25 protein-coding genes are annotated in these 25,374 nt (G+C 68.3%); 12 read left to right on the top strand and 13 right to left on the bottom strand.

What is annotated here, in order from left to right; translation table 11 throughout:
* Positions 1–1,194 (top strand): M20 aminoacylase family protein, encoded by a 1,194-nt coding sequence (locus U858_RS0124890; RefSeq protein WP_025139844.1) that lies wholly within the window; start codon positions 1–3, stop codon positions 1,192–1,194.
* A 30-nt stretch (positions 1,195–1,224) separates the two neighbouring features.
* Positions 1,225–1,974 carry a phosphoribosyltransferase gene (locus U858_RS0124885; RefSeq protein WP_025139843.1) on the top strand — a complete coding sequence of 250 codons (750 nt, stop codon included), beginning with the start codon at positions 1,225–1,227 and terminating at the stop codon, positions 1,972–1,974.
* Positions 1,975–2,037: 63 nt separating this feature from the next.
* Here the strand turns inward: U858_RS0124885 and U858_RS0124880 are convergent, their stop codons facing one another.
* The 4 genes from U858_RS0124880 to U858_RS0124865 all read right to left on the bottom strand — a co-directional run bounded on the left by U858_RS0124880 (position 2,038) and on the right by U858_RS0124865 (position 7,570).
* On the bottom strand, positions 2,038–4,101 hold the full coding sequence (locus U858_RS0124880; RefSeq protein WP_025139842.1) for a site-specific recombinase: 2,064 nt from the start codon (positions 4,099–4,101) through the stop codon (positions 2,038–2,040).
* Positions 4,102–4,117: 16 nt separating this feature from the next.
* On the bottom strand, positions 4,118–5,821 hold the full coding sequence (locus U858_RS0124875) for an MFS transporter (RefSeq protein WP_025139841.1): 1,704 nt from the start codon (positions 5,819–5,821) through the stop codon (positions 4,118–4,120).
* 146 nt (positions 5,822–5,967) lie between these two features.
* Positions 5,968–6,324 carry a hypothetical protein gene (locus U858_RS0124870; RefSeq protein WP_025139840.1) on the bottom strand — a complete coding sequence of 119 codons (357 nt, stop codon included), beginning with the start codon at positions 6,322–6,324 and terminating at the stop codon, positions 5,968–5,970.
* A gap of 10 nt (positions 6,325–6,334) precedes the next feature.
* Entirely contained in the window at positions 6,335–7,570 is a 1,236-nt protein-coding gene (locus tag U858_RS0124865) for a molybdopterin-dependent oxidoreductase (protein WP_025139839.1), read from the bottom strand.
* Between the two features lie 194 nt (positions 7,571–7,764).
* On the opposite strand from U858_RS0124865, the gene U858_RS0124860 reads away from it, so the two are divergent.
* A complete protein-coding gene (locus tag U858_RS0124860) occupies positions 7,765–8,160 on the top strand; it encodes a DUF2809 domain-containing protein (protein ID WP_369797721.1) in 396 nt (131 codons plus the stop codon).
* Positions 8,161–8,272: 112 nt separating this feature from the next.
* Here U858_RS0124860 and U858_RS0124855 read toward each other — a convergent pair whose 3' ends face one another.
* Positions 8,273–8,491 (bottom strand): hypothetical protein, encoded by a 219-nt coding sequence (locus tag U858_RS0124855; RefSeq protein WP_025139837.1) that lies wholly within the window; start codon positions 8,489–8,491, stop codon positions 8,273–8,275.
* A gap of 234 nt (positions 8,492–8,725) precedes the next feature.
* On the opposite strand from U858_RS0124855, the gene U858_RS0124850 reads away from it, so the two are divergent.
* The 4 genes from U858_RS0124850 (at position 8,726) to U858_RS0124835 (ending at position 10,581) form a co-directional block, all read left to right on the top strand.
* Complete coding sequence (locus U858_RS0124850) at positions 8,726–9,457, top strand: TenA family transcriptional regulator (protein WP_025139836.1); 732 nt, start codon at positions 8,726–8,728, stop codon at positions 9,455–9,457.
* A gap of 73 nt (positions 9,458–9,530) precedes the next feature.
* Entirely contained in the window at positions 9,531–9,830 is a 300-nt protein-coding gene (locus U858_RS0124845; protein ID WP_025139835.1) for a 2Fe-2S iron-sulfur cluster-binding protein, read from the top strand.
* A 50-nt stretch (positions 9,831–9,880) separates the two neighbouring features.
* Positions 9,881–10,216, top strand: coding sequence for a hypothetical protein (locus U858_RS0124840; RefSeq protein ID WP_025139834.1), 336 nt, complete (start codon positions 9,881–9,883; stop codon positions 10,214–10,216).
* Positions 10,213–10,581 (top strand): 2Fe-2S iron-sulfur cluster binding domain-containing protein, encoded by a 369-nt coding sequence (locus tag U858_RS0124835; RefSeq protein ID WP_025139833.1) that lies wholly within the window; start codon positions 10,213–10,215, stop codon positions 10,579–10,581. The genes U858_RS0124840 and U858_RS0124835 overlap by 4 nt, the downstream gene beginning before the upstream one ends.
* Before the next feature lie 24 nt (positions 10,582–10,605).
* Here U858_RS0124835 and U858_RS0124830 read toward each other — a convergent pair whose 3' ends face one another.
* Positions 10,606–11,322 carry a GntR family transcriptional regulator gene (locus U858_RS0124830; protein ID WP_025139832.1) on the bottom strand — a complete coding sequence of 239 codons (717 nt, stop codon included), beginning with the start codon at positions 11,320–11,322 and terminating at the stop codon, positions 10,606–10,608.
* 90 nt (positions 11,323–11,412) lie between these two features.
* Positions 11,413–12,150 carry a sulfite exporter TauE/SafE family protein gene (locus U858_RS0124825; RefSeq protein WP_025139831.1) on the bottom strand — a complete coding sequence of 246 codons (738 nt, stop codon included), beginning with the start codon at positions 12,148–12,150 and terminating at the stop codon, positions 11,413–11,415.
* Between the two features lie 223 nt (positions 12,151–12,373).
* Between U858_RS0124825 and U858_RS0124820 the strand changes: the two genes are divergently transcribed.
* From U858_RS0124820 to U858_RS0124805, 4 genes are all read left to right on the top strand, one after another.
* Positions 12,374–13,906: a hypothetical protein gene (locus tag U858_RS0124820; protein ID WP_025139830.1), complete on the top strand. Its 1,533-nt coding sequence runs from the start codon at positions 12,374–12,376 to the stop codon at positions 13,904–13,906.
* 138 nt (positions 13,907–14,044) lie between these two features.
* Positions 14,045–15,505, top strand: a complete 1,461-nt coding sequence (locus U858_RS0124815) for an aldehyde dehydrogenase family protein (RefSeq protein WP_025139829.1) — start codon at positions 14,045–14,047, stop codon at positions 15,503–15,505.
* Positions 15,506–15,528: 23 nt separating this feature from the next.
* A complete protein-coding gene (locus U858_RS0124810; protein ID WP_025139828.1) occupies positions 15,529–16,008 on the top strand; it encodes a heme-binding protein in 480 nt (159 codons plus the stop codon).
* Positions 16,009–16,030: 22 nt separating this feature from the next.
* On the top strand, positions 16,031–17,047 hold the full coding sequence (locus tag U858_RS0124805; protein WP_025139827.1) for a 2Fe-2S iron-sulfur cluster-binding protein: 1,017 nt from the start codon (positions 16,031–16,033) through the stop codon (positions 17,045–17,047).
* Positions 17,048–17,116: 69 nt separating this feature from the next.
* Here the strand turns inward: U858_RS0124805 and U858_RS0124800 are convergent, their stop codons facing one another.
* From U858_RS0124800 to U858_RS0124775, 6 genes are all read right to left on the bottom strand, one after another.
* Positions 17,117–17,575 carry a universal stress protein gene (locus U858_RS0124800; RefSeq protein WP_025139826.1) on the bottom strand — a complete coding sequence of 153 codons (459 nt, stop codon included), beginning with the start codon at positions 17,573–17,575 and terminating at the stop codon, positions 17,117–17,119.
* Positions 17,576–17,744: 169 nt separating this feature from the next.
* A complete protein-coding gene (locus U858_RS0124795) occupies positions 17,745–19,448 on the bottom strand; it encodes an ABC transporter ATP-binding protein (protein ID WP_025139825.1) in 1,704 nt (567 codons plus the stop codon).
* Positions 19,449–19,477: 29 nt separating this feature from the next.
* Positions 19,478–20,353 (bottom strand): ABC transporter permease, encoded by an 876-nt coding sequence (locus U858_RS0124790; RefSeq protein ID WP_051593680.1) that lies wholly within the window; start codon positions 20,351–20,353, stop codon positions 19,478–19,480.
* A complete protein-coding gene (locus U858_RS0124785; RefSeq protein ID WP_025139823.1) occupies positions 20,350–21,327 on the bottom strand; it encodes an ABC transporter permease in 978 nt (325 codons plus the stop codon). Before U858_RS0124785 ends, U858_RS0124790 begins: the two co-directional genes overlap by 4 nt.
* 21 nt (positions 21,328–21,348) lie before the next feature.
* A complete protein-coding gene (locus U858_RS0124780; protein WP_025139822.1) occupies positions 21,349–23,037 on the bottom strand; it encodes an ABC transporter substrate-binding protein in 1,689 nt (562 codons plus the stop codon).
* A gap of 34 nt (positions 23,038–23,071) precedes the next feature.
* Positions 23,072–23,899: a hypothetical protein gene (locus U858_RS0124775; RefSeq protein WP_051593689.1), complete on the bottom strand. Its 828-nt coding sequence runs from the start codon at positions 23,897–23,899 to the stop codon at positions 23,072–23,074.
* A 232-nt stretch (positions 23,900–24,131) separates the two neighbouring features.
* Between U858_RS0124775 and U858_RS0124770 the strand changes: the two genes are divergently transcribed.
* Positions 24,132–25,373: an SfnB family sulfur acquisition oxidoreductase gene (locus tag U858_RS0124770; RefSeq protein WP_025139820.1), complete on the top strand. Its 1,242-nt coding sequence runs from the start codon at positions 24,132–24,134 to the stop codon at positions 25,371–25,373.
* The last annotated feature ends 1 nt before the right edge of the window (position 25,374 follow it).

Raw genomic sequence — 25,374 nt, 5'->3', positions numbered from 1 at the left:
ATGAGCTTCGCCGTTACCGGCCCCGTGCTGCCCGAGATCCGTGCGATCCAGGACGACATGGTGGCGTTGCGCCACCGCATCCACGCCCACCCTGAACTGGCCTATGAAGAGGTCGCCACCGGCGACCTGGTGGCCGAGCGCCTGGCGGCCTGGGGTTTCGAGGTGCACCGCGGCCTGGGCGTGACCGGCGTGGTGGGCACCTTGCGGCGGGGCACCGGCACGCGCCGCCTGGGGTTGCGCGCCGACATGGACGCCCTGCCCATCCACGAGACCACCGGCCTGCCCTATGCCAGCGCCCACCCGGGCAAGATGCACGCCTGCGGCCACGACGGCCACACCGCCACGCTGCTGGCCGCGGCGCAGGCGCTGGCGCAGCGCGGCCAGTTCGATGGCACGCTGCACCTGATCTTCCAGCCGGCCGAGGAAGGCCACGGCGGGGCGCAGAAGATGATCGCCGACGGCCTGTTCGAGCGCTTTCCGTGCGACGCGGTGTACAGCTTTCACAACGAGCCGGGCTATCCGGCCGGGCATTTCGGTTTTCGCGCCGGGGCCATGTACAGCTCGTCGGACACGGTGGTGCTGACGGTCAGCGGCGTCGGCGGGCACGGCGCCATGCCGCACGTGGCGGTGGACCCGGTGGTGGCTGCGGCCCATATCGTGCTGGCCTTGCAGACCATCGTGTCGCGCGAGATCGATCCCAACGACATGGCCGTGGTGACCATCGGCGCCATTCACGGCGGCGATGCGCCGAACGTGATTCCCAAGACCGTCGAGCTGCGCCTGACCGTCAGGGCCCGCAAGCCCACGACGCGCGCCCTGCTGCGCGAGCGCATCACGGCGATCGCGACGGCCCAGGCCGCGGTGCACCGGGCCAGCGTGACGGTGGATTACCGCTGGCGCTATCCGCCCGTGGTGAACGATGCCGGCGCCACCGAATTCGCGGCCGCCGTGGCGCGCGACTGGCTGGGCGAGTCGCTCGTGATTCCCGACCTGGAACCGCTGCAGGCCAGCGACGATTTCGCCTTCATGCTGGAAGCGGTGCCGGGCAGCTATTTCATCGTGGGCAACGGCGAGGGCGAAGGCGGCTGCATGGTGCACAACCCCGACTACGACTTCAACGACGCCATTCTTCCGGTCACCGCCAGCTACTGGGTCAAGCTGGCCGAGGCCTTCCTGGCCGACGGCGCGCGCTGAGCGCTGCCGGCCGCCCTGCTCCTGAACCGCATGACTGCTACTGATGTCCAGGGCGAGCACGCCCCTGAGCCTGACTTCCTACCGTTCGACGCCACCACCGGCTACTGGCAGGAGATCGTCGTCGCCGACGCGCTGACGATTCCTGCCGAGCCGCCCTACTCGCGCGGCTATCCGGCGCGCCTGCCTGACGGCCGTTACCTGGTGCTGCCGCTGCGCGGCGTGCCGGCCGATCCGCGGCGCTGCGTGGCGTCGCTGATCGCCAACCACGCCAGCCTGGACGTGGTGGAGACCTTGGCCGGCTTCATGGCCGAACGGGCGCGCGCCTTCGGCGCCGAGATCGTGGTGGGCCTGCCCACGCTGGGGCTGGCATTCGCGCCGCTGGTGGCGCGCGGGCTGGGCTTTTCGCGTTACGTGCCGTTCGGCTATTCGCGCAAGTATTGGTATGACGAAAGCCTGGCCGTGCCGGTGCGCTCGTTGACCACGCCGGATGCCGGCAAGCTGCTGTACGTGGACCCTAACCTGGCGGAAATGCTGCGCGGGCGGCGCGTGCTGGTGGTGGACGATGCGGTCAGCACCGGCCAGACCATGGCATCGGCCCTGACGTTGCTGCAGCGCTGCCAGGCGCACGTGGCCGGCATCGTGGTGGCCATGTGCCAGGGCGAGCGCTGGCGCACGCGGCTGGTGGATGCCGAGGGTGCGCCGATTCCGCTGGCCTGTGCGTTCGAATCGCCGCGCATGCAGCGCGTGGCGGGCGGCTGGGCGCCGGAAGCGGGCGTGTAGCGCCGGCTGCGGGTTCGCCCTTCGACGTGCGCGGCGCCGCCTGGCGTGCCCGCGCGGCCCCGGTCAGGCTTGCGGCGCCGCCGGCCGCGGCTTGACCGGCCAGAACAGCGTGGCGGGGCGCTGCCAGATGCGTCGGCGCACGCCCAGGGCCAGCGCCTGGCGATCGCCGCGGCGCAGGTTGCGTGAGCGCAGCGCCACGTTGAAGGCCAATGCGAAGCTCACCCCCACGTTCAGGATGCCGGTCAAGGCGGTGCCCGCCACCGCCATCCAGAACGCGTGCGTGTGCACCACTTCCCAGCCCAGCGCGCCGATGGCCGATCCGATCTGGCCGGCGGAAAGCGTCACGTGGCGCACTTCGACGTGCGGCCCGAAGAAGCTGACGATGGCCGGCCCCAGGCCCAGCATCAGCCCCAACGAGACATTGCCGGCGATGCCGGAGATATTGCGTTGCCAGAATCCCGCCCAGCGGGCCGCGCCGCGCGTGCCGAACAGGTGGCGCACGCGCCGGTCGTAGGCCATCACGTCGTGCACGCGGTGCAGGGCGAACCAGTTGTCGGCCCATCCGGCGACCAGGCTGGACAGCCACAGCAGCACGCCGGTGGCGGCGGCGTAGATGGGCGTGGGGCCCCAGGCCGAGAACGAGTCGAGCGTGGTCTGTGCCTTCTGCGCGTCGATCAGCGGCCGGCCCAGCGCGTTCTGCGCCACCCACTGCACCGCCCAGGCCAGCGGAAACACCACCGCCAGGTTGCCCAGGATGGCGGCCGCGTTCGAGCGGATCATGGACAAGGTGTCGTCCAGGAAGGCCTCGCGGCCCTCGGGGGTGTTGGCCTCGTCCAGCCGGTGAGCCAGCGCCGGGCCGGTCATGGCGGGCTGCTTGGTGGCCAGCGTGAAGTGAGCGAAGTGGATGGCGAGAAAGCCGCCCGCGTAGTTCAGCGAGGCCAGCAGGCCTTCGATGAACTTGTCCAGGTGCAGCGAGACGATGAAGAACTTCAGGTACACCGTCAGCACCATCACCAAGCCTCCGCCGGCCGAGGCCTTGAGCATCGTCAGGTATTCGGCGGGGTCGCGCGCGATGTAGTGTTCGCCGGTTTCGGCGGTGCGTTCCATGACGCGGCGGGCCAGTTGCGCGAACGACGAGGCGGCCAGGTGACGGATGCTGCTGCGAGCCTGGGTCGAGCGGATCAGTTCGGCAGCCAGGTGTACGTATTTATGGCGCTGGGTGGGGTCGACCCATACGCTGAGCAGCAGTTCGATGCGCGCCAGGCGCAGCTTCATGCGTTCGATCTGGAAGACGACTTCGACCGATACGCCGTTCTGTTCCAGTTCGGCATAGACCTGCTGCGAGGCCGCGCGGCAACTGTCGAGCAGCGCGCGGAACACGTTCAGGCGCCGGCCGAAGACCTCGCGCGGGGTATCGGGTGCGCTGTCGCACAGTTCGGCGGCGGCCGTGGCCAGCGGAAAGAAGGGATTTTCCCGCACGCGGCCGGGCAGGCGCGAGCGGATGTCCTGACTCAGGCCGGTGGCGCGCACCTGGCTGGCCAGCACCTGGATGCTGCTGGTGAGGGCTTCCTCGAGGAAACGGGGCGGCGGTTCGGGGGCGGCGGGATCGGCACGCGTCACGCCGTCGCCGTGGCGCAACAGCAGGCGCATGCGCGTCAGCGTGTCGTCGTCCAGCGCTTCGATCCACGAGGCATCGTGGGCCTTGCGGAAGATCAGCGAGAACAGGCCGAACATGTCGCTGCGGTTGGGCGGCGGCGGCAGCAGCCGGGCCTGCGCGCGTTCCCAGAATTCGCCCCAGAAACCGGGGTGCGAGGCCACGCCGGTGTCGCACAGCAGCGAGGTGGGGTCGTTGTCGGCGATCAGCGAGCGCAGCGTGGCGGCGACGGGCGTGGCCAGCGCCGGGTTGTGCTCCAGCACCTGCAGCACGTAGCGCAGGCGCGCATGCTGCGGATGGCGGCCATCGTCGGCCGGCGCACGGCCTGGCCGGTCGATCCAGCGGCACAGGTCCACCATCCACAGATTGCGCTGTGCCAGCGGCGCATCGGGATCGGCGCCGGCCAGGATCACGTCCAGGGCAGGCCCGCCATGGCCCGACGCACGCCATTTACGCCAGAGAGAGGTCAGCATGGTCGGGCCTTGTGGGTCAGAGGGATTCGGGTTCGCGGCGCAGCGAGAAGCCCTGGGCTTCGTTCATGGCCAGGTAGCTGACGTTGCGCGACACCACCGGCGGTTTGTCGCCCGTGTGCAGCGCCCGCAGCTGGTCCAGCACGATCTTGTCGGCCAGCGTCAGGCGATCGAGCATGCGCAGGTACTGCATCCAGCTTTCCACCAGGAAGACCTCGCGCCAGACGCCTTCGCGTTCCAGGTCGCGAAACAGCTGCCATTGCTGCGCGCCGTTGCGCAGCCGCAGCTGGCGCAGCGGTCCGGCGGCACGAATGAGTTCGGACAGCTTTTCCTTGGGAATCAGGTATTCCACCGCCACCAGCACCGCGCCGTGCTGGGTGTTGAAGCCCGCGGCCGACAGGGCCGGTTCGGTGCTGTCGGCGCGTGCCAGCGATTGGGTGTCGACCTGTTCGGGCAGGCGCGAGCGGTACAGCAGGGCCACGGTGATGCCCAGCATGATGCCGGCTGCCGACAGGGCGCCGGACACGCCCATGGTGCCGGCGAAATGGCCCCACATGAACGAGCCGGCCGCCAGCCCGCCGAAGATGGCGGTCTGGTACAGCGCCAGCGAGCGCGCCTTGACCCAGTCGGGCACCAGCATCTGCACCGTGGTGTTGTAGGTGGCCAGTACGCCGATCCAGCAGCCGCCGGACAGCAGCAGCGCGGGAAAGGCCACCCACAAGGTGGTGGTCGTGCCCAGCGCCACCAGGCAGGCCGCGAGCAGCCCCGCGGCGGCGCTGACCAGCCCGCCTGCGCCCCAGGCCGCCTGCAGCCGGCGAACCACGGCGCTGCCCAGGATGGCGCCCACGCCCAATGCGCCCAGCATGTAGCCGTACAGCAGCGCGTTGCCGTCTTCGTGGCCATAGGCCAGCAACGGCAGCAGCGCCCACAGGGCGCTGGCCGACAGGCCAAAGGCAAAGGCCCGCAGCATCACCAGCCGCGTCACGGTGGAATGCTGGGTGTAGCGCAACGCGGCGATCACGCCTTCGAAGAGCCGTTCGGGCGGCAGGCGCCGCTCGGGAATGTCGCGGCGCCAGCGCCAGATGGCCCAGATCAGCCCGGCGTAGCAGACGCAGTTCAGCAGGAACACGGTGGGCGCGCCCGTGGCGCCCAGCAGCAGGCCGCCGATGGCGGGGCCGACGGCGCGCGCCACGTTGAAGTTCACGCTGTTCAGCAACACTGCGCTGCCGACGTGGGCGCGCGGCACCTGTTCGCCTACCGCGGCCTGCCAGGCGGGCGTGACGACCGCGCTGCCGATGGCGATGCAGAACACCGAGATGATCAGGGTGACCGGGTGCAAGAGGCCGGCGAATGCCAGGATGGTGATGAAGATGCCGCCGGCCAGTTCCAGCAGCATGCCGGTGAGCATGACCTTGCGGCGGTCGTAGTTGTCGGCCAGCACGCCGGTCAGGATGGACAGCGCCACCAGCGGGAAGGCCGCCGCCACCTGGATCATCGCGACCATCAGCGGGCTGCTCTGTTCGGTGGTGATGACCCAGGCGGCGGCGACGGATTGCGCCCAGGTGCCCAGGTTGGCGAACAGGTTGGCGATCCAGATGATGCGGAACGCGGGAAAGGCAAAGGGGGAAAGCGTGCTGACCCGCAGGACGGGCTGGGGGGCGGCTGCGGGCGCCTCGGGCGGGGCGGCGGCCAGATCGGTGTTGGCCGAGACGGGCTGGAGCATGTAGGCCTCTGGGAACCCCGGGGAACGGCGGGCGGGGGCCGTCCAATGGTACGCCTAATAGGGGTCCCGGTTAAGTCGAGGCAATGGCCGCAATGTGAGGGATTGCGACGCCGCCCGCAAGGGGCGGCGCGGCGCCGGGGGCAGGCTCAGGGCTTGGCGGACGCCGCCGGGGGCGGCGGGTAGGCCTGGTTCAGGTATTGCACGATCAGCGGCACCTGGTCGGCCGGGATGGGGGCGCCGTAGGTGCCGACCATCTTCTTGACCTCGGCGTCCCAGAAGCCGATCGGCATGGGCGGTTGCGACGACAGGTAGTCGACCGAGTGGCACATCAGGCACAGGGCGGCGCTTTGGGCGCCGGGGCCGGTGCCGGGATGCAGGGTGGCGGTCTCGGTGGGCAGCTGGATGTCCAGGGCAACGGCAGGCGCGGCGGCACAGGCGGCGGCCAGCGTCAGGAGCAGGCCAGCCAGGCGGATGGGGCAAGCGGGGGTGGGGGATCGGGTCATGGCGGGCTCCTTACGCGGCGTCGACGCGCACGGTTTCGACCACGTTGCGCATGTAGCCGGAGGGGTTCCAGAGCGGGTCCAGCGGCTGGGTTTCTCCAGCCATGTTGGTGGCGCGCACTTTCAGGGCATAGGCGCCGGCCTTGTCGGGCGTGAACTCGGCGTGCCACTCGCGGAAGGAATAGCGCCCCAGGTCCTGGCCCAGTCTGGCGGCGCGCCAGGTCTTGCCGTCGTCGGCCGAGAACTGCACCTCGCGGATGCCATGGCCGCCGTCGAAGGCAATGCCGCGCACCGGTACCGGCCGGCCCCGCGCCACACGGGCGCCGTCGGCCAGGCTGGTGATGAAGCTGCGCACGTTGTAGCGGCCGATGGGGCGGGTTTTCTCCGGCGCCTTGCCCACGGGGGTACAGGCGCAGTCGTTGTCGGGGATGCGGTAGGCCTTCTGCATCCAGAAGCCGTCGAACTCGGTGTCCAGCACCTTGATGTCGGCCAGGTGCTTGACCCAGTAGGTGCCGTAGTGGCCCGGCACCACCAGCCGCACGGGAAAGCCGTTGAGCATGGGCAGGTCGGCGCCGTTCATGGCGTAGGCCAGCATGACCTCGCCATCCAGCGCATGGGCCGCGTCCAGCGCCTTGACGAATTCGGGCGTGCCGGGCAAGACGGGGCGGTCTAGCCCTTCGAAAGTGACTTGGCGGGCGCCGGCCTGGATGCCGGCCTTTTCCAGGATGCGCTTGAGCGGAATGCCCAACCAGCGGGCGTTGCCCATGGCGCCGTTACCCAGCTGGCCGCCGCCCACGCGAGGCTCGAAAAAGCCGCGGCTGTTGCCGGAGCACTGGGTGACGGCCACCAGTTCGACCGGCGCGCCGAATTGCTGCTTCAGGTCGGCCAGCGACAGTTCCAGCGGCGTGCCGACCTTGCCGCTGACGCGCAGGCGGTAGGCGGCCGGGTCGATGGCGGTGGGGATGTTGCCCAGGTGGTAGCGCACGAAGAACGCGTCGTTGGGCGTGATGACGCCGTCGTTGAACACCGCGAATGGCGTTTCCAGTTGCGGCGGCCGCGAGGTCTGGCGGATCAGGGGGCGCTTCTGGGGGTAGGCGATCAGATCGCGCTCGCCGTTGGCGAACGGCAAGGTAACGGTGGCCGGGGCGGCCAGGCTGGTCAGGGCGTGGCCGGCCAGCGTGCCGGCGGCGCCCACGGTACAGGCTTGACGCAGGAAGCGCCGGCGCCCATCCGGATCGAATGTGCTCATGCTTGTCTCCTCGTTGTTTTCTAGTACCCTGCCCCTCGCGGCGCGGTCGGATCAGGCTACGCCTGACGGGCTGACAACGGGGTGAACAGCACCTGAATTGTCACGTTCGCCGTTCCAATAACCGAATTTTTCGCACGATATGCCCTGCGGGCGCCGGCAAGCCCACCGCCCGCGCTGGCACCGCCCTTACCCACATGATGAGACTACTGACCTTCAACCGATCCGCCTTTGTCGCCCTGCTGGCCGTGACCCTGCTGGAGGTGCTGATCGCCACCCTGGGCAGGCCCTACCCGCTGTTGCGCGGTTTCGTGGGGGATGTGGTGGCCGTGGGGTGGGCCTATCTGGTGTATCGCAGCTTCATCCGCGCGGGCGTGCTGCCCTTGGCGGTGGCGGCGCTGCTGACCGGCTATGCGGTGGAGTTCGGCCAGTACCTGGCCCGCTACCTGGGGTGGCGGATCGAGCAGCCGGTGCTGCGCATCGTCCTGGGCAGCGTGCCCGACTGGTGGGACATGCTGGCTTACACGCTGGGATTTTTCCTGGTGCTGCTGTTGGCCGGGATCAAGCGGCGCTGGCAGCGGCAAGCGGCATAGCACGCCTGAGAGGGTGGCCGCCTGGCCTGCCTGCTTCGTGCAGGGCGGGCCAACTGTTGCGCTTCATCCAAGGCGCTTTGCGCCAAGCGTTCCACCACACGCATCAGGCGGTTCAGCCCGCTTGCCCCACCGGCGCGTCATTGCGCCCTTTGTTTTTCTGGCCCGTGGACGCGGCCAGCGGCTGCAGCCGTTCGTTGCGCAGCGGCGCGAAGCATTCCGACCAGGACTTGGGCAGCAGCGGCGTGGCGTGGCGCACGGCGTCGCGGCGGGCGTAGTGGGCCAGCAGCTGCTGGCCGATCGGGGCGTCTCCGAGGGGATGGCGGTTCGTCATGGTATTTCCGTATTGCATTGAAAGTGTATTCATTGTACCGCACTGCGCACGCTTTGATCAAACCCGAGTCGGCGCTGCAAGTCCTTGATAACAGAGGGTCGGTCCCTTTATATGGCCGAAACGGACGGGAATACCCTAGGCGACTAAAATGGTAGACGGTATACAATGTTCATCATCGGCCAAGGGCAGCATCCGGCCGGCCCCCCTCTCTCCCCATAGGACCTGGAGCGCGTCATGGCAGAACTGATGAACCGAGATGAATTTCGTAGCGCGTTGGAAAACGCGATCAAGGGCAAGAGCGCCAACGCTTCGCCCTTTTCCATTGCCTGGGCCGAAGGCAAGCTCAGCCGCCAGCATCTGCAGCGCTGGGCGGAAAACCACTACCACTATGTCGGCCCCTTCGCCGACTACCTGGGCTACCTGTATGCCCGCACGCCGGACACCTACACGGAAGCCAAGGATTTCCTCCTGGCGAACATGTACGAAGAGGAAATCGGCGGTGACCGCCACACCGATCTGCTGATCCGCTTTGCCGAAGCCTGCGGCACCACCCGCGAACGCGTGACCAACCCCGACAACATGTCGCCCACCACGCGGGCGCTGCAAAGCTGGTGCTACGCCGTGGCCATGCGCGAAGACCCCATCGTGGCCGTGGCCGGCCTGGTGGTGGGCCTGGAATCGCAGGTGCCGTCCATCTACCGCAAGCAGACGCCGACCCTGCGCGAGAAATACGGCTTTACCGACGAAGAGGTGGAATTCTTCGACCTGCACATCGTGTCCGATGAGATCCACGGCGAACGCGGCTACCAGATCGTGCTGGAACACGCCAACACGGTGGACCTGCAACAGCGCTGCCTGAAGATCTGCGAGATCGGCGCGCAGATGCGGTTGCTGTACACCACGGCGCTCTACACCGACTACGTGCAGCAGGAAGTGGCGCTGCCCGAGCTGGGCCTGGCCGCTTGATTTCCTGGCCATGGCGGCGCCTGCGCAGCCCGCGCGGGCGCTTCTGCTGCCACTGACACGGAACCCCCGATCCATGCCCACCGTTGTATTCCACAAAGGCGGCCAGACCTACACCGGCGTGGTGCAGGACAACACCAATCTGGTCGTGCGCGCCGGTATCCGGCAGTTTCCCTTTCCGCACCTGCGCTACGAGTGTGGCATGGGCAAGTGCGCCAAATGCGCCTGCCGCGTCCTGTCCGGGGCCGAGCACCTGCCGCCCGTGAACTGGAAAGAAAAAAAGCAGCTGGGCGATCGTGTCGACGACGGCTATCGGCTGGTCTGCCAGCTGTGGATCGGCCACGACGTCGAACTGGCGCAGGACACGGAAGGCTAGGGCCTTTCGCCGTGGCCCCAGACCCGACCGACCCCCACCAGGAAGCCCGCATGAATCCAGGCGATGCGCCCTATGTGATCCTGACGACCAAGCCCGGCGTGTTCCGCACCGAAGCGGGCGAGGGCGCCGAGATCATCGAAACCTATGACTACACCTGCGGCGGCCGAACGCGCGCGGTGTTCAGCATTGCACGGCTGGCCGGGCCGACCCGGCTGGTCGTCACCGAAGAGACGCCGCCGTATGTCGTGAACCGCGTGCCATCCAAATTCCTGGATCACTTCGCCTCGATCGAGGCCGCGCGCCGCGAGCTGGATCACCTGACGCGATTCGGCAGCAGCGACACCACTTTGACGCGACGCGCCCACCCCGTCGCCGCGGAGCATTGAGCAGCATGGTCAACATCACTTTTCTTTCGAACGGCGGCAAGGTCGTCACCGCACCCGAAAACAGCAATCTGCTGCGCGTGTCGCTCAAGGAGCGCGGCGGCATTCCGTTCAAGTGCGGCGGGGGCCTGTGCGGCACCTGCAAATGCCGCATCGAACAAGGGCTGGAAAACACCGACGCCATCAAGCCCAAGGAACGCAAGCATCTGCGGCCCGAGGATTTCGAGGCCGGTTACCGCATGGCGTGCCAGACCTTCGTGCTGGGCGACGTGGCCGTGTCGTGGGTGGTGCAGAACGGCAAGGGCGTGGTGCAGGCCGTGGCCAGCGCGCCTGCCGCCGCAGGACCTGCCGCACAGGCGGATTCGTGACCGCCGGATGAGGCAATGGGCCGCTCAGGCGGCCGACGAGTGCGCCTGGCGGGTGTCGGTGTAGGCCTTGGCGGCGTTGTGCACGTGCTGGCTGGCCAGCAGGGCGGCCAGGTCGCCGTTGCCGGCGATGACGGCGTTCAGGATCTGCGAGTGTTCGTCCCAGTTCTGCTTGGCGCGGTGCATGTTGCTGGGCGCGAACAGCAGCGCGGTGCGGTCGCGCAAGGATCGCATCAGGTCGGTCAGCACCACGTTGCCGCCGATGGTGGCCAGCATTTCGTGGAACTGCGAATTCAGCGCCAGGAACTTGTCCAGCTGTTCGCTGCGCGCGGCCTCGGTGCCTTCGCGCAGGAAGGCCTGCAGGCGTTCCACGGTTTTGTCGTCGCGGCGCTGCGCCGCCAGCTTGGCGTTCAGGCCTTCGAGCGTGGCGCGCACTTCGACCATGTCGTAGGCCACCGCGTCGGACAGCACCGACACCGACGCCCCGCGGCGCGGCTCGATGGTGACCAGGCCTTCGGCGGCCAGCGCCCGCAGCGCTTCGCGCACCGGGATGCGCGACACCCCCATTTCTTCGGACAGGCGGCCTTCGACCAGGCGATCGCCCGGCGTGAATTCGCCGCTGAGAATGCGCTCGCGCAGCTTGTCGCGGATGACCGCGAACAACTGCGGATGCTGCTCGCCGATCTTCAGCGGGGCAGAAGGCTGCGTGTCTACGGCTTGCGGGCTGACGGGCATGGTGGTCATGGCGAGCGGGGTGGGTGGAATGGATACAGTCTTCATTGTATTACCGGGTTGTATCCGCGGGCGGTGTGGCGGTGATGCGGGCCGGCGGCGTCAACCCATCCACAGGGCCTTGGCGATGACGCCGACAGCGCCCAGGGCGCAGGCGCCCAGTAGCACGCCGCGCACGGCGCGCGGGGGCAGCAGCCTGCGCAGGCGGCTGGAAACGGCAAAACCGGCCAGCAGGAAGGGTGCCAGGCTGAGGGCCAGCCCGGCGTGGTAGCCGGTATAGCGATTGGCCAGCGCCAGCATGGCAAGCGAGAAGATGGACCCCAGGAACAAGACCATGCCCAGCGTGGCGCGCAGCCGCGCGGGTTCAGCGTGCTGCAGCACGATGGCGATCGGCGGGGCGCCTACCGAGGTCATGGTGCCCATGATGCCCGAGGCTACGCCGGCGCCCGACACGCGGCCTGGCGTGGCGGCAAAGCGCAGGCCGGCCAGGCTGAGCGCGACGGCAGCCAGGATCATCACGGCGAACAGCAGGCCCAGCGCCTGGGCCGAAAAGCGGGCCATGGCATAGATGGCGATCAGTGTGCCGGCGGCCCGGCCCGTCAGGGCGTAGCCCACCGCGCGCCAGTCGATGGCGGCGCGTTCGCGCAGGGCGGTCAGAAGGGAAATGAAGCCGCCCAATGTCAGCAATGGGCCGGGCGCCAGCTGGGGGAAGCACAGTGCGGCGACCGGCGCGGCGAACATGGCGAAGCCGATGCCGCCCACCCCCTGGGCCAGCGCGGCGCCGAACACCACGACCGCCATGGCCGCGTATTGCCAGGCATCGGGAAGGAAAGCGGTCATGCCATGATGCCTTTATGTATACGGTAGTCCAAGAGATTTCTTCCCATGCACCATGACCGGGCACGATGCACTAGTTAGTACCCTGATTTTCCTGGGATATTCAAGAAATTTTCAGAATTATCGGTTTCCCTAGGCCCTGCATATTTCGATGGGTATGGCTTCAACCTAAATATAGTATACCGACGTGGCGACTTAACAGCCACGTCGACAAGGGGAATTACGCATGCAATCGGACGTCGTGCTCAACGCCGCTCACTGGGTGTACCTGGCCAGTGTGGCCGCCATCATCCTGACGATGATCCTGCGGGCCAATGTGGTGGTGCCGTCGGTGATCGGCACTTTCCTGGTGGTGCTGGCCATCACGGGCAACCCGATCAGCGGGCTGATCGGCATTTTTTCGGCCAGCTTCGTGGCGGCCAAAGAGCTATTCAACATCTTTCTGGTCATCACCTTCATGACCGCGCTGCTCAATGCGCTCAAGACGCTGCAGGCGGACGTGCGCATGGTGCAGCCGTTCCGGCGGGTGATGCGGGGCGGGCATTCGTCGTTCATCATCCTGGCGCTCTGTACCTATGTGATTTCGTTGTTCTTCTGGCCCACGCCAGCGGTGCCGCTGGTGTCGGCGATCCTGCTGCCCGCGGCCATTGCGGCGGGCCTGCCGCCCCTGGCGGGTGCGATGGCGATCGCCATTGCCGGGCAGGGCATGGCGCTGTCGTCGGACTACGTCATCGGCGTAGCGCCGGGCATCAGCGCCAAGGCGGCGGGCGCGGCGGTCAGCGCAGCGGTCGTGGCAGACCGCGCGCTGGTGCTGTCCTTGATCACCGGCGCGGTGGCGCTGACCGCTGCCTATCTGCTGATCCGCAAGCACATCGTGGCGGCCGACCCGGCGTTGCTGCCGGCCTGGCAGGCCCGTGCGCAGGACGGCAGCCTGGCCGAGATCGAGCACTCCGGCTCGTTCGACAAGGCGGAACTGGCCCGCGGCACCATGGGCGCCAACCCCACGCTGCCGCGCGGCCCGGGGCTGGACGAGGCCGAACGGCGCCGTGTGCGCTGGTCGCGCGTGTTCGCGGTGGTGACGCCGCTGGCGTTCCTGGGCGTGATCGCCGTGATGGTGGTGCCGCGGCTGGTTCCCGGCCTGCCGGCCCTGCGCGGCGGCGACGCGGCGGCGCTGGTGGGCGGCGTGGCCTTCGTGGTGATGATGTTCGTCACGCTGGCCGCCGAAGGCCCGCGCAAGATGCTGGACGTGTGCCCAGAGCACGTCACCGACGGCTTCGTGTTCGCTTTTAAAGCCATGGGCTCGGTGTTGCCGATTGCCGGCTTCTTCTTCGTGGGCGCCAATGAGACCGCGGCCCAGATCCTGGGCATGCCCCAGGCGCAGGCGCCAGGCCTGCTGTTCGAAGTGATCTCGGCGGGCCAGCACCTGATTCCCGAAAACCACTTCCTGGTTGCCTTCGGCGTGCTGCTGGTGGGCATGATCACCGGCATCGACGGCTCGGGTTTCGCCGGCCTGCCGCTGACCGGCACGCTGTCGGGCGCGTTGGGCCCAGTGGTGGGGGTGGACGCAGCCACGCTGGCCGCGGTGGGCCAGATGGGCGCGGTCTGGACGGGCGGCGGCACGCTGATCGCCTGGTCTTCATTGATTGCGGTGGCTGGCTTTGCACGGGTTCACGTGCTGTCGCTGGTGCGGGCGCTGCTCGTGCCGGTGCTGTTGGCGCTGTTCGTGTCCACCATCTGCGCCGTCCTGATCTGGCAGTGAACGAGACGGCCCCCGGGGGGCGGCGTCTTCGGGTTTACGCGGATCGAATAGCTTAGATTAAAGTATACAATGTTCAGAAATTACCTCAGACGGCCCATTTCCGGGCAATCAGGCCAGCCCGGCAAAGGAAGGACACCCGTGGACGATCTCTCGCAGCAGGAATTCCAGAACCATATTGGCGGTGAATGGGTGCCTTGCGCCTCGGGCGCCACGGCCCCCAACCTCAATCCCGCCGACACGAGCGACGTGGTGGGGCGGTTTCCGCTGTCGGACGCGACCGACGGCGCCCGGGCGGTGGCCGCCGCGCAGGCGGCGTTTGCCGCGTGGCGCGACACGCCGATCTCCAAGCGCGCGGCCATTCTGTTTCGCGCCGCCCAATACCTGGAAGACCACGCCGACAGCGTGGCGCGGGAACTGACCCGCGAAGAAGGCAAGGGCCTGGCGCTGGCGCGCGACGAAGTGCTGCGGTCGGCCCAGACCATCCGCTTCTATGCGGTGGAAGGGCAGTCGTTCACCGGCGAGACCTTCGTCAACGACGATCCGGACATGGTGGTCTACAGCCAGCGCGAGCCGCTGGGCGTGGTGACCGTGATTTCGCCCTGGAACTTCCCGATCTCGATTCCGGCGCGCAAGATCGCCCCGGCGCTGATCAGCGGCAATACGGTGGTCTTCAAGCCGTCGTCGGACGCGCCGCTGTCGGGCTACCGGCTGGCCGAAGCCTTCGTGCAGGCCGGGCTGCCTGCCGGCGTGCTGAACCTGGTCATCGGGCCGGCGTCCAAAGTGGGGGCATCCATCACCACCGCGCCGGCCGTGCGCGCGATTTCGTTCACCGGGTCGACCGCCGCGGGCGAGCAGATCCACCGCGGCGCGGGCCTGACCACGCGCACGCAGATGGAGCTGGGCGGCAAGAACCCATTGATCGTGCTGGCCGATGCCGACCTGGACCGCGCGGTGGATCTGGCCGTGAAAGGCGGCTTTTCGCTGTCGGGCCAGGCGTGCACCGGCACCAGCCGGTTGCTGGTCGATCGCAAGGTGCTGCCGGCCTTTACCGACAAGCTGCTGGCAAGAATGAAGGCGCTGACCATCGGCAATGGCCTGGACGGCAATTTCGACCTGGGTCCGCTGGCCACGCAGAAGCAGCTGGACACGGTGCTGAGCTACGTGGCGGTGGGCAAGCAGGAAGCCACCCATCTGCTGGGCGGCGATCGCCTGACCGGCGAGGGCTTTGACCGCGGCTACTACGTCACGCCGGCCCTGTTTACCGACGTGACGCAGCAGATGCGGATCGCCCGCGAGGAAATCTTCGGCCCGGTGCTGGCCCTGATTGCGGTGGACGGCTACGACGAGGCCATCGCCTGCGCCAACGACACGGAATACGGCCTGTCGGCCGCCATCGCCACGACCGATGCGCGTTATGCGCATCGCTTCGCCCGCGACATCCAGGCCGGCACGGTGAAGATCAACCGCACCACCACCGGCAATCTCATCAACGCGCCGTTCGGCGGCCTGAAAAGTTCCAGCACGTCGACGTTCCGCGAGTCGGGCCGCGTCGGGTTGGAGTTCTACACGCAGATCAAGACCGTCTACCGCGCCGGCTGACGGCCAACCTGGGAATCACTGACATGAAGCAGATCTATCGCCTGGAACTGGAAGAAGCGCGCGCCATGGTGCGTGCGGCCATCGCTCGATCGGAACAGATCGGCGTGCTGGAATCGGTGTGCATCGTCGACGACGGCGGCTACCCGATAGCGCTGGAGCGCATGAACGGCGCCCGCATCACCGGCCCGCAGATCGCCTGGAACAAGGCCTTTACCGCCGCGGGCCACAAACGCTCGACCCATTTGTTCACCACGCCGCCCAACGGCCCCGCGCTGCCGGGCAACGAGGCCTTCGGCATCCAATGGAGCTTCGAGGGCAAGTTCGCCGCGTTTGTCGGCGGTTTTCCCATCGTGGTCAACGACGAGGTGATAGGCGGGGTGGGCCTGAGCGGCGGCAACGGCGAGCAGGACACCCAGGCCGGCCTGGCGGCGTTGACCGCGCTGGCCGAACTGCTGGAGCCGCACGGCCTGAAAGTGCTGGTGCAGGCCGACATCAAGAAATAATCGACAGCCGGCTGGTGACGTCATGGCATACCGCGTGCATATCCTGGAAACCGAGCAGACCTTTCTGGTGGAGGAAGGCGAATCCGTGCTGGACGCCGCCACCCGCGCCGCGGTGAAGCTGCCGCACGAATGCACCTTCGGCGGCTGCGGCACCTGCCGCGTGAAGCTGGCGGCGGGAACGGTGACCTACGACGAGTTCCCCATGGCGCTGACGCCGGAAGAGGCGGCTCAGGGCTACGCGCTGGCCTGCCAGGCGCGGCCCCAGAGCGACCTGAGTCTGAGCGTGCCCGACCGGCGCGCGTTCGCCGAGCCGCGGCGCCTGCCCGCCCAGGTGCATCGCATCGCGCCGCTGTGCGATGACGTGATCCACCTGACGCTGGCGCTGCCGCCGGATACGCCGCTGGACTACGCGCCGGGCCAGTACATGAATGTGCTGCTGCCAGACGGCGAAACCCGCAGTTTCTCGATGGCGTCGGCCCCGGCCGGCAATCTGGTCGATTTTCATGTGCGCCGCATTCCCGGCGGCCGCTATACCGACCACTGGCTGGGCCAGGCGCAGGCCGGCGCACCGCTGGAGATCGAGGCGCCGCTGGGCGTCTTCAGCTACCACGAGGAAGACTGGCGGCCGATGATCATGCTGGCGACGGGCACGGGCATCGCCCCGATCAAGGCCATCCTGGAATCGCTGCTGGACAACGACGACTGCCCGCCGGTGACGCTGTACTGGGGCATGCGCACCGAAGCCGACCTGTATTTGCGCCAAGAGATCGAAAGCTGGGCGGGGCGCCTGTACGAGTTCAACTTCGTGCCCGTACTGTCGCGCGCGGGGGCGGACTGGCCGGGCCGCCGCGGCCATGTCCAGCAAGCGGTGCTGCAAGACCATGCCGACCTGTCGGAACACGCCATCTACCTGTGCGGCGCCCCGGCCATGGTCAGCGAAGCCACGACGCTGCTGGCCGAGCGCGGCGCCAGCCTGGACCATGTGTATGCCGACAGCTTCACGTTCCAGCATGCGGCGGTGGCGGCCGGCCAGGATTGAGCCTGGGCCGGCGTAGCCCCTGAAACGGCCGTTGGCCCCAAGCGGCCTTCGCTCTTAGCCTTCAACCCTTCACGCGGCCTTCGGCCGGTCTTGCCGGAACACCAGCACCGGCAGCTTCGTGCGCGCCAGCACCCGCTGGGTTTCGCTGCCCAAGAGAAAGCCCGTCATGCCGTGGCGCCCGTGCGAACCCATCACGATCAGGTCGCAATGATGCTGCAGCGACGCTTCGACGATCGCTTCGTGGGGATGGTCGTTGACGGCGACGGCGGTGCTGCAGGGCACCAGGGCGTGGCGCGCTTCCATTTCCAGGCCATCGAGATACGCGGCGGCGTTCTTGCGGGCCTGGTCGGTGGGCGGGGCCTGGTGCGCGCCCAGCATTTCGGCCTGGTAGACCAGCAGATGGTCTTCCGGAATGGCGCGCAGGATCGTGATCGAAGCCCCCATTTCCTTGGCGAAAACGAGTGCTTGCTTGAAGGCCGATTCGGACGTGAGAGAGCCGTCCACGGCGACGAGCAGATGCCTGTACATGTTGCGTCTCCTTTGAAAAAAGGAAGGTCCAGCAACGGGTGAATTCAGTATAGGCCTGCGTCTGGCCGCAATCCAGTAGTGCGTTGGGAGGAGGTGGGGGGGGGCGCCGAGCTGGGCGCCGAGCTGGGCGCGCCCAGCCGGGCGCCTGGCCGGGCCCCGCTGGCGCCCGCTATGCGATGCGGCGCAGCGTCTCGCCGTCCCCGGCCAGCCCGCGCGGCAGCGCCTCGATCAGGCTGCGCGTGTACGGGTGGCGGGCGTCGCGCCACAGGGTGGCGTTGGGCCCTTCTTCGACGATCCGGCCCGCATTCATGACCAGCACCCGGTCGGCCAGGTAGTGCACCACCGACAGGTCGTGTGAGATGAACAGGTACGACAGGCCGAATTCCGCCTTCAGGTCCACCAGCAGGTTCAGGATCTGCGCTTGCACCGACACGTCCAGCGCCGATACGGGTTCGTCGCAGATCACCAGCGCCGGCCGCAGCACCAGTGCGCGGGCGATGCCGATGCGCTGGCGCTGGCCGCCCGAGAATTCGCTGGGGTAGCGGGCCAGCGCGGCCTGCGGCAGGCCCACGGCATCGAGCATGTGGGTGATGCGGCGGCGGCGCTCATGGCGGTCGGTGACGTGATGGATGCGCAGCGCGGCTTCCAGGATGTCGGCCACGGTATGGCGCGGGTTGAGCGAGGCGTAGGGGTCCTGGAAGATCATCTGCACGCTCTGGCGGTAGGCGGCCAGGTCGCGTTTTCCCAGATGGGTGGTGTCCTGGCCGCGCAGCAGGATGTGGCCGCCCGCGGGGGCCAGCAGGCGTACCAGGGTGCGAGAAAGCGTCGATTTGCCGCAACCGGATTCGCCTACCAGGCCCAGCGTTTCGCCCCGCTCGATCTGGAACGACACGCCGTCCACGGCGGTCTTGGCGCCCTGGCGGGTCGGGTAGTCCACCCGCAGGTCGCGCACCTGCAACAGCGGCACCGCATCGGGCACGGCGGGGTCGTTGGCGGCCGCGACGCGGGGCGGGGTGACCAGCCCGAAGACGGGCCGTCCGGATGCGGGGTCCAGCCGCGTGCGGATTTCCGGCAGGCGGCGCTGGCGGTAGTGGGTGGCATCGTCCAGCCGCAGCGAGGCGCCGAGCAGGCCGCGGGTGTACGGATGGCGCGGTTGCGACAGCAGCGCCGACGCCAGGCCTTCCTCGACCTTCTCGCCGGCCACCATCACGGCGACTCGATCGGCCCAGTCGCCCACCACGGCCAGGTCATGCGTGATCAGCAGCAAGCCCATGCCCAGGTCGGCGCGCAGGTCGTCCAGCAGCCGCAGGATCTGCGCCTGCACGGTGACGTCCAGCGCCGTGGTGGGCTCGTCGGCCACCAGCAGCGCCGGCTCGCAGGCGATGGCGGCGGCGATCATGGCGCGCTGACGCTGGCCGCCCGACAACAGGTGCGGGTAGTCGTCGACCCGGTGCTGCGGCTCCGGCACCCGCACCAGGTCCAGCAACTCAATGGCGCGCTGGCGGGCAGCGCGGGCCGTGGCGCCGCGATGCAGGCGCAGGGCCTCGCCGATCTGTTCGCCCAGCGTCAGCACCGGGTTCAGGCTGGTCATGGGTTCCTGGAAGATCATCGCGATGCGGTCGCCGCGCAGCGCGCAGCGCTGGCGCTGCGGCAGGGTCAGCAGGTCGCGGCCTTCGAACAGGATCCGGCCGCTGGCACGGGCGTGGCGCGGCAACAGGCCCAGCAACGCCAGCGCGGTGGTGGACTTGCCGCAGCCGGACTCGCCCACCAGCGCCAGCGTTTCACCCGCGCGGATCTGCAGGTCCAGGTTGTTGACGGCCTGGTGGCCGGGAAAGGCCACGTTCAGCCCTTGGATGTCGATCAGTGTGCTCATGGCATTCGTGTTGGCAAGGCCCGGACGGGTCAGCGCGCGGGCGCAGGCGCCGTGGCCGTGCGGCGCCGCAGCTTGGGGTTGAGCGCGTCGTTGATGGCATCGCTGAGCAGGTTCAGCGCCAGCACGGCGGCCATGATGGTCAGGCCGGGCAGGGCGGTCATGTACCAGGCGGTGCGCAGGGCCTCGCGGCCGGCGCCCACCATGCTGCCCCAGCTGACCACGTTGGGGTCGCCCAGGCCCAGGAACGACAGTCCGGCTTCCGACAGGATGGCGTTGGCCACCAGTACGGCGGTGGTGACGATGATGGGCGGCAGGGCGTTGGGCAGGATCTCGCGGAAGATGATGCGGGCGTGTCCCGCGCCCAGCGCCTGGGCGGCGCGCACGAATTCGCGTTCGCGCAGCGCGATGAATTCGCCGCGCGTCAGGCGCGCGATGCCGGTCCAGGACGTGACGCCCAGCGCGAAGATGATGGTCGACAGCGACGGCCCCAGGATCGCCACCAGCACGATCGCCAGCAGAAACGACGGCACGGTCTGGAACAGCTCGGTCACGCGCATCAACACCGCGTCGGTGCGCGGGCCGGCGTACCCGGCAAAGGCACCCACCAGCAGACCGATACCCAGTGCAATGGCGGCGGATGCGCCGCCCACCAGCAACGACACGCGCGCGCCGTGGAACAGGCCGGCCAGGATGTCGCGGCCCATCAGGTCGGTGCCGGCGGGAAACTCGGCGTCGCTGCCCGGCCAGGTGAAGGGTGCGCCCACCATCTCCAGCGGGTCGCCGGGGTACAGCCAGCCGGCGGTGGCGGCAGCGCCCAGCAGCAGCGCCAGGATGGCCGCGCCGATGGCGGCGGACGGTGCGCGCAACAGGCGCAGCGTGGCAAGCAAGCCGATACGCAGCGTCATGCTTTTCTCACGCGGGGATCCAGCCACCCGTAGGTAGCATCGACGGCAATGTTCATTACCGCCACCAGCGCCGCGCTCATCAGCAGAATGCCCAGCAGCAGGTTGACGTCGCGGCTGGCGATGGCCTCGAACGACAGCTGGCCCAGGCCAGGCCACGCAAACACGGTTTCCACCACGATGCTGCCGCCCAGCAGCGCGCTGCTCTGCAGGCCCAGCATGGTGACGACGGGCAGGATGGCGTTGCGCAGCGCATGGCGCCAGATCACCCGGGCCTCGCCGTTGCCGCGCGCGCGCGCGGTGCGGATGTAGTCTTCCTGCAGCGTTTCGATCATGGACGCGCGCGACAGCCGCGCGTAGATGGCCACGTAGTAGATCGCCACCGTGGCCACCGGCAGCGCCAGGTGCCGCGCATAGTCCAGCCACAGCGCCCAGCCCTGGTAGGCCGCGCCCACGTCGCGAATGCCGCCGACCGGCAGCCAGTCCAGGTGCACGCCGAACCCCACGATGAGCATCAGCGCGGTCCAGAACATGGGGGCGGAATAGCCGGCCGTGGCCAGGGCCGACAGCAGTGTGTCCAACAGACCATGCGGCCGCCGGGCCGCCAGCACGCCCAGCAGCACCCCCAACACCACTGACAGCGCCAGCCCCGTGCCGATGAGTGCCAGCGTCGCCGGCAGCCTGCCGAAGATCAGCGTTGCCACCGGCTCGCCATAGCGGAACGAATAGCCCAGGTCCAGCGACGCCAGGCTTTTCAGGTAATAGCCCAGTTGCGCCAGCACGCTCTGGTCCAGCCCGTAGGCCAGCCGCAGCTCGGCCACGTGGGCCGGAGTGATGCCGCTGTTTTCCGCGGCGATCACATCCACCAGGTCGCCGGGCACGAGCTTGAGCAGGAAGAAATTCGCCACCGCCGTGGCGCCCACCACGAACAGGATCTGCAGCAGGTAGCGGACGGGGCGGGGCAGGCGCGCGAACATGGCTGGCGGGTTCCGCGGCGCTCAGGCTTTGCCGAGCCAGACGTTGGCGAAGTTGTTGCGCGAGTGGGACGACGCGTCGGTCACGTTGCGCAGCTGCTTGTCCCAGACGCCGAACCAGCGGAATTCGAACAACCCGATCAGCGGCAGGTCGCGCTGCGCCAGCCGCTGCACCTCGTTGTACTGTTCGATGCGCTTTTTGGGGTCGGTCTCGACCTGGGCGGCCTCGATGGCGCGGTCCATGTCGGGGTTGTTGTAGCCGGACGCGTTGTACCAGGGCGTACCGCGGGCTTCGGCCTTGCTCCAGTAGCGGGTTTCGACCCCCAGTTGCGGATCGATCAGTACCGTGCCCCATGAACTGATCAGCTGGAAGTTGTAGTCGGTGAAGACGTTGCGGGTCCAGGTGGCCAGGTCCAGGCCGCGCAGGGTGACGTCGATGCCGATCTTGCGCAGCGCCTGGCGCACGAATTCGCCGGTGCGGCGGTAGTCGTCGCCGAACGGAATGTAGTCGTGGGTCAGCGCAAAGCGCCAGCCGCCGGCGCCGCGCGGGTAGCCGGCTTCGTCCAGCAGCTTTTCGGCCAGCGCGGGGTCGTAGGCGTACTGCTGCACATTGGGGTTGTGGTACGGCTTGACCAGCGACGGCACCGGGCTGACGAAGGGTTCGGCATAGCCGTTCCAGACGGTCTTGACCAGCGCCTGCTTGTTGACCGCGTGGGCGATGGCCTGGCGCACCTTCAGGTTCGACAGGATAGGGTCGCGCAAGTTGGCTTCCAGCCACAGCCACGCGGCAAAGCCGTTGTAGCCGGACGTGTCCACCGCCAGCTTGGGCAGCTGGGACAGGCGGGTGGCGTCGGTGAAGGCCACCGGATTGCGCTCGCCATACGAGACCGCGCCAGTTTCCAGCGCGGTGGCGCGGCCGGATACGTCGGGCACGATCTTCCACACGATGCGGTCCAGGAAGGGCCGTTCGGGCTGCCAGTAGTGCGCGTTTCGTTCGAGCACGATGTAGTTGCCGCGATTCCATTCTTTGAAGACGAACGGCCCCGTGCCCACCGGCTTGTTGTTGTAGGGGTTGTTCTGGATGTCGGTGCCTTCGAACAGGTGGCGCGGCAGAATCGGCGCGCCCAGCGAGTCGATGGCGTTCAGCGCCACCGGCGTGGGCTGCGACAGGTGCAGCACCACGGTGTGGTCGTCAGGCGTTTCCACCTGCTTCAGGTACTGGAACACGCGGCGCGCGCTGGGCGCGTGCTTCAGCCAGACCTCTTCGGCGGACCACTTCACGTCGGCCGCGGTGAACGGCTTGCCATCGTGCCATAGCACGCCCTGGCGCAATTTGAAGGTGATGGTCTTGCCGTCTTCCGACACGGTCCAGCTTTCGGCCAGCACCGGCCGCGGTTTCAGGTCGGGGCCGTATTCCACCAGGCCGTCGAAGATCTTGCTGGCCACGGCGCCCGTGGGCGTGGACGAGTTCAGATAGAAGGCCAGCGTCGGCGGCTCGGGATGCACCACGGCGTTCAGCACGCCACCCGGGGTGGCGCCTTGCAGCGTGTTCGGCAGGCTCTGCGTGTCGGCATGGGCCGGCGCGAAGATCACGTTGGGAAACAGCGCGCCGGTGCCCATCAGCGCACCGGCGCTGAGCAGCCAGCGGCGCAGGGGGTTGACGGTGTCCTGCGGCGCGTCGGTGTCGAACGCCGGGGGCAAGGGCTGGGTCATGCGGGTTCCTTCGGTCGTGATGGGCGTCGCCGGGTCAGGCGGCCAGGCTGGTCAAGGGGGGCAGGTCGTCGGGGGCCACGCGCAGCAGCGTGGCCAGCAGTTCGCGCCGCCAGGCGTCGTACAGCGCGACGTGGCCGCGGGTATCCAGGCCGGTGGCGCGCAGGTTCAGTTGCCAGGAATCGCGCAGGTAGGGTGCAAGAATGCGTTGCACGTCTTCATCGGCCTGGATCAGGCTTTCGGTCCAGTCATGGCGCTGGGCCTCGCTGGCGTTCGCCAACTTGCGCAGCCACCATTGCGTGATGCGGATGCGGTGCGCTTCTTCGTCGGGCAGGATGCGGTTTTCGCCAAATTCGCGATGGCCGAAGTCCAGCACGCGGGCGGTGCGGCGGTTCACGAACAGGCGTGCCAGGATGTAGTGTTCGTAATGGAACTGCCAGGCCAGGAAGTTCTGCCAATTGCGCAGCGCAAAGCCGCCGATCAGGTCCCAGGCATCGCGCACGCCTTGCTCGACTTCGGGCAAAGGGTCGCGGCCCAGCAGCGCGGCAGCGCGGCCGCGCGAGAATTCCGCATGGGCCGCGTCGTCGCCCAACTGGCGCGCCAGGGCGAACTGGAACTCGGTGTCGTCGCGGAACAGGCCGGCAATGGCATGCGCCGCCACCTGCGTGATGAACAGGTCGTGCACGGTGTTCCAGATGGCGTATTCGCCGGCTGCCTGGCGCTCGTCGGCATTGGCCAGGTCGCGTGGCGGTTCGATGCGTGCGGCCGGAATATTGGGCGCCACGACAACGCGGATGTCGTCGAACAGCCGGGCTTCCAGCGCGCCGTCGTAGTCCAGGGCAATAGGCAGATCCAGTTCGGGCATGAAGGCAGGCGGCAAGGCGCAGGGCTCGGAAAAGCTCGACTCTAAGCAAGCGCGAAAGCCGGCCGCAAACACTCTTTGGTGATTTCGTTATGCCGCCGCGACGCCTGCTAACAGGTAGCGCGGGGCACGGCGCGGCATATACCGATTTCAAATAACCGCATGAGAAATCCGTCCTTCCGCGCGCCGGGCCGCGCCGATAGGCTGCATGTTTTCACCCCTGGCGCCCCGTCTCATGCCGCAAGCCGCAGCTTCCCCCTTTCCGCAGGACAACGACGAGGCGCCCCGCGTGGTGCCGGCCGCCCGGCTGCACAGCGATGCTGAAGCCATCGATGCCGCGCATGCGCTGGCCGCCGACTTCGCGCAAGGCGCGGCGCAGCGCGATCGGGACCGCAGCCTGCCGTGGCGCGAGATCGAACGCTATTCCGCCAGCGGCCTGGGCGGCATCACGGTGCCGCGCGAATACGGCGGCGCCCAGGTGTCGCACGTGACGCTGGCCGAGGTGTTTCGCATCATCAGCGCGGCCGACCCGTCGCTGGGCCAGATTCCCCAGAATCATTTCGGCTCGCTCAACCTGCTGCGCCAGGTGGGCACGCCGCAGCAGAAGCAGCACTACTACGAAGGCGTGCTGGCCGGCCGCCGCCTGGGCAACGCCGGCCCCGAACGCCACACCCGCCATGCGCGCGACGTGCAAGCGCGGCTGGTGGCCGAGGGCAATGGCTACCGGCTGTCGGGGCGAAAATACTATTCCACCGGTGCGCTGTACGCGCACTGGATACCCACCAAGGCGCTGGACACCGAAGGCCGCCTGGTGACGGTGCTGCTGGATCGCGGCGCGCCGGGCCTGACGGTGGTGGACGATTGGTCCAGCTTCGGCCAGCGCACCACCGCCAGCGGCACGGTGCTGCTGGACAACGTGCGGGTCGAACCTGACGCCGTGCTGCCGGCCTGGGCGGTGCAGGAAAAGCCCGCGCTGCAAGGCCCGTTCGCCCAGCTGATGCAGGCCGCCATCGACGCCGGCATTGCCGAGGCGGCGCTGAACGACACCGTCAAATTCCTGCGCGAACGCGCCCGTCCGTGGGCCGAGGCCGGCGTCGAACGCGCCACGCAAGACCCCTATGTGATCGGCGACGTAGGCCGCCTGTTCATCGACCTGCACGCCGCGCAGGCCGTTTTGCTCGAAGCCGCTGCGCACCTGGACGACGCCACCCCGCGCACGCTGGACGCCGACGACGTGGCCGCGGCATCCATCGCCGTGGCGCGCGCCAAGGCGCTGACCACCGAGATCGCGCTGGCCGCCAGCGAAACGCTGTTCGAGCTGTCCGGCTCGCGTTCATCGCTGGCGGAATTCAACCTGGATCGCCATTGGCGCAATGCCCGCACCCACACGCTGCACGACCCCGTGCGCTGGAAGTACCACGCCGTGGGCAATTACCTGCTGAACGGCCGCCGCCCCAACCGCCATTCCTGGATCTGAG

Origin of the sequence: Achromobacter sp. DH1f, assembly GCF_000633435.1 — a bacterium.
GTDB lineage: Bacteria > Pseudomonadota > Gammaproteobacteria > Burkholderiales > Burkholderiaceae_B > Achromobacter > Achromobacter deleyi.
This window is presented reverse-complemented; position numbering and strand designations above follow the sequence as displayed.

Bases quoted from the DNA above. Each gene is read 5' to 3' on its own strand.
- U858_RS0124855 (WP_025139837.1), bottom strand. From the start codon at position 8,491: ATGACGAACCGCCATCCCCTCGGAGACGCCCCGATCGGCCAGCAGCTG.
- U858_RS0124860 (WP_369797721.1), top strand. From the start codon at position 7,765: ATGATGAGACTACTGACCTTCAACCGATCCGCCTTTGTCGCCCTGCTG.
- U858_RS0124780 (WP_025139822.1), bottom strand. From the start codon at position 23,037: ATGACCCAGCCCTTGCCCCCGGCGTTCGACACCGACGCGCCGCAGGAC.
- U858_RS0124820 (WP_025139830.1), top strand. From the start codon at position 12,374: ATGCAATCGGACGTCGTGCTCAACGCCGCTCACTGGGTGTACCTGGCC.
- U858_RS0124775 (WP_051593689.1), bottom strand. From the start codon at position 23,899: ATGCCCGAACTGGATCTGCCTATTGCCCTGGACTACGACGGCGCGCTG.
- U858_RS0124865 (WP_025139839.1), bottom strand. From the start codon at position 7,570: ATGAGCACATTCGATCCGGATGGGCGCCGGCGCTTCCTGCGTCAAGCC.
- U858_RS0124810 (WP_025139828.1), top strand. From the start codon at position 15,529: ATGAAGCAGATCTATCGCCTGGAACTGGAAGAAGCGCGCGCCATGGTG.
- U858_RS0124805 (WP_025139827.1), top strand. From the start codon at position 16,031: ATGGCATACCGCGTGCATATCCTGGAAACCGAGCAGACCTTTCTGGTG.
- U858_RS0124800 (WP_025139826.1), bottom strand. From the start codon at position 17,575: ATGTACAGGCATCTGCTCGTCGCCGTGGACGGCTCTCTCACGTCCGAA.
- U858_RS0124880 (WP_025139842.1), bottom strand. From the start codon at position 4,101: ATGCTGACCTCTCTCTGGCGTAAATGGCGTGCGTCGGGCCATGGCGGG.
- U858_RS0124840 (WP_025139834.1), top strand. From the start codon at position 9,881: ATGAATCCAGGCGATGCGCCCTATGTGATCCTGACGACCAAGCCCGGC.
- U858_RS0124790 (WP_051593680.1), bottom strand. From the start codon at position 20,353: ATGACGCTGCGTATCGGCTTGCTTGCCACGCTGCGCCTGTTGCGCGCA.
- U858_RS0124870 (WP_025139840.1), bottom strand. From the start codon at position 6,324: ATGACCCGATCCCCCACCCCCGCTTGCCCCATCCGCCTGGCTGGCCTG.
- U858_RS0124830 (WP_025139832.1), bottom strand. From the start codon at position 11,322: ATGACCACCATGCCCGTCAGCCCGCAAGCCGTAGACACGCAGCCTTCT.
- U858_RS0124890 (WP_025139844.1), top strand. From the start codon at position 1: ATGAGCTTCGCCGTTACCGGCCCCGTGCTGCCCGAGATCCGTGCGATC.
- U858_RS0124885 (WP_025139843.1), top strand. From the start codon at position 1,225: ATGACTGCTACTGATGTCCAGGGCGAGCACGCCCCTGAGCCTGACTTC.
- U858_RS0124770 (WP_025139820.1), top strand. From the start codon at position 24,132: ATGCCGCAAGCCGCAGCTTCCCCCTTTCCGCAGGACAACGACGAGGCG.
- U858_RS0124845 (WP_025139835.1), top strand. From the start codon at position 9,531: ATGCCCACCGTTGTATTCCACAAAGGCGGCCAGACCTACACCGGCGTG.
- U858_RS0124850 (WP_025139836.1), top strand. From the start codon at position 8,726: ATGGCAGAACTGATGAACCGAGATGAATTTCGTAGCGCGTTGGAAAAC.
- U858_RS0124875 (WP_025139841.1), bottom strand. From the start codon at position 5,821: ATGCTCCAGCCCGTCTCGGCCAACACCGATCTGGCCGCCGCCCCGCCC.
- U858_RS0124795 (WP_025139825.1), bottom strand. From the start codon at position 19,448: ATGAGCACACTGATCGACATCCAAGGGCTGAACGTGGCCTTTCCCGGC.
- U858_RS0124785 (WP_025139823.1), bottom strand. From the start codon at position 21,327: ATGTTCGCGCGCCTGCCCCGCCCCGTCCGCTACCTGCTGCAGATCCTG.
- U858_RS0124825 (WP_025139831.1), bottom strand. From the start codon at position 12,150: ATGACCGCTTTCCTTCCCGATGCCTGGCAATACGCGGCCATGGCGGTC.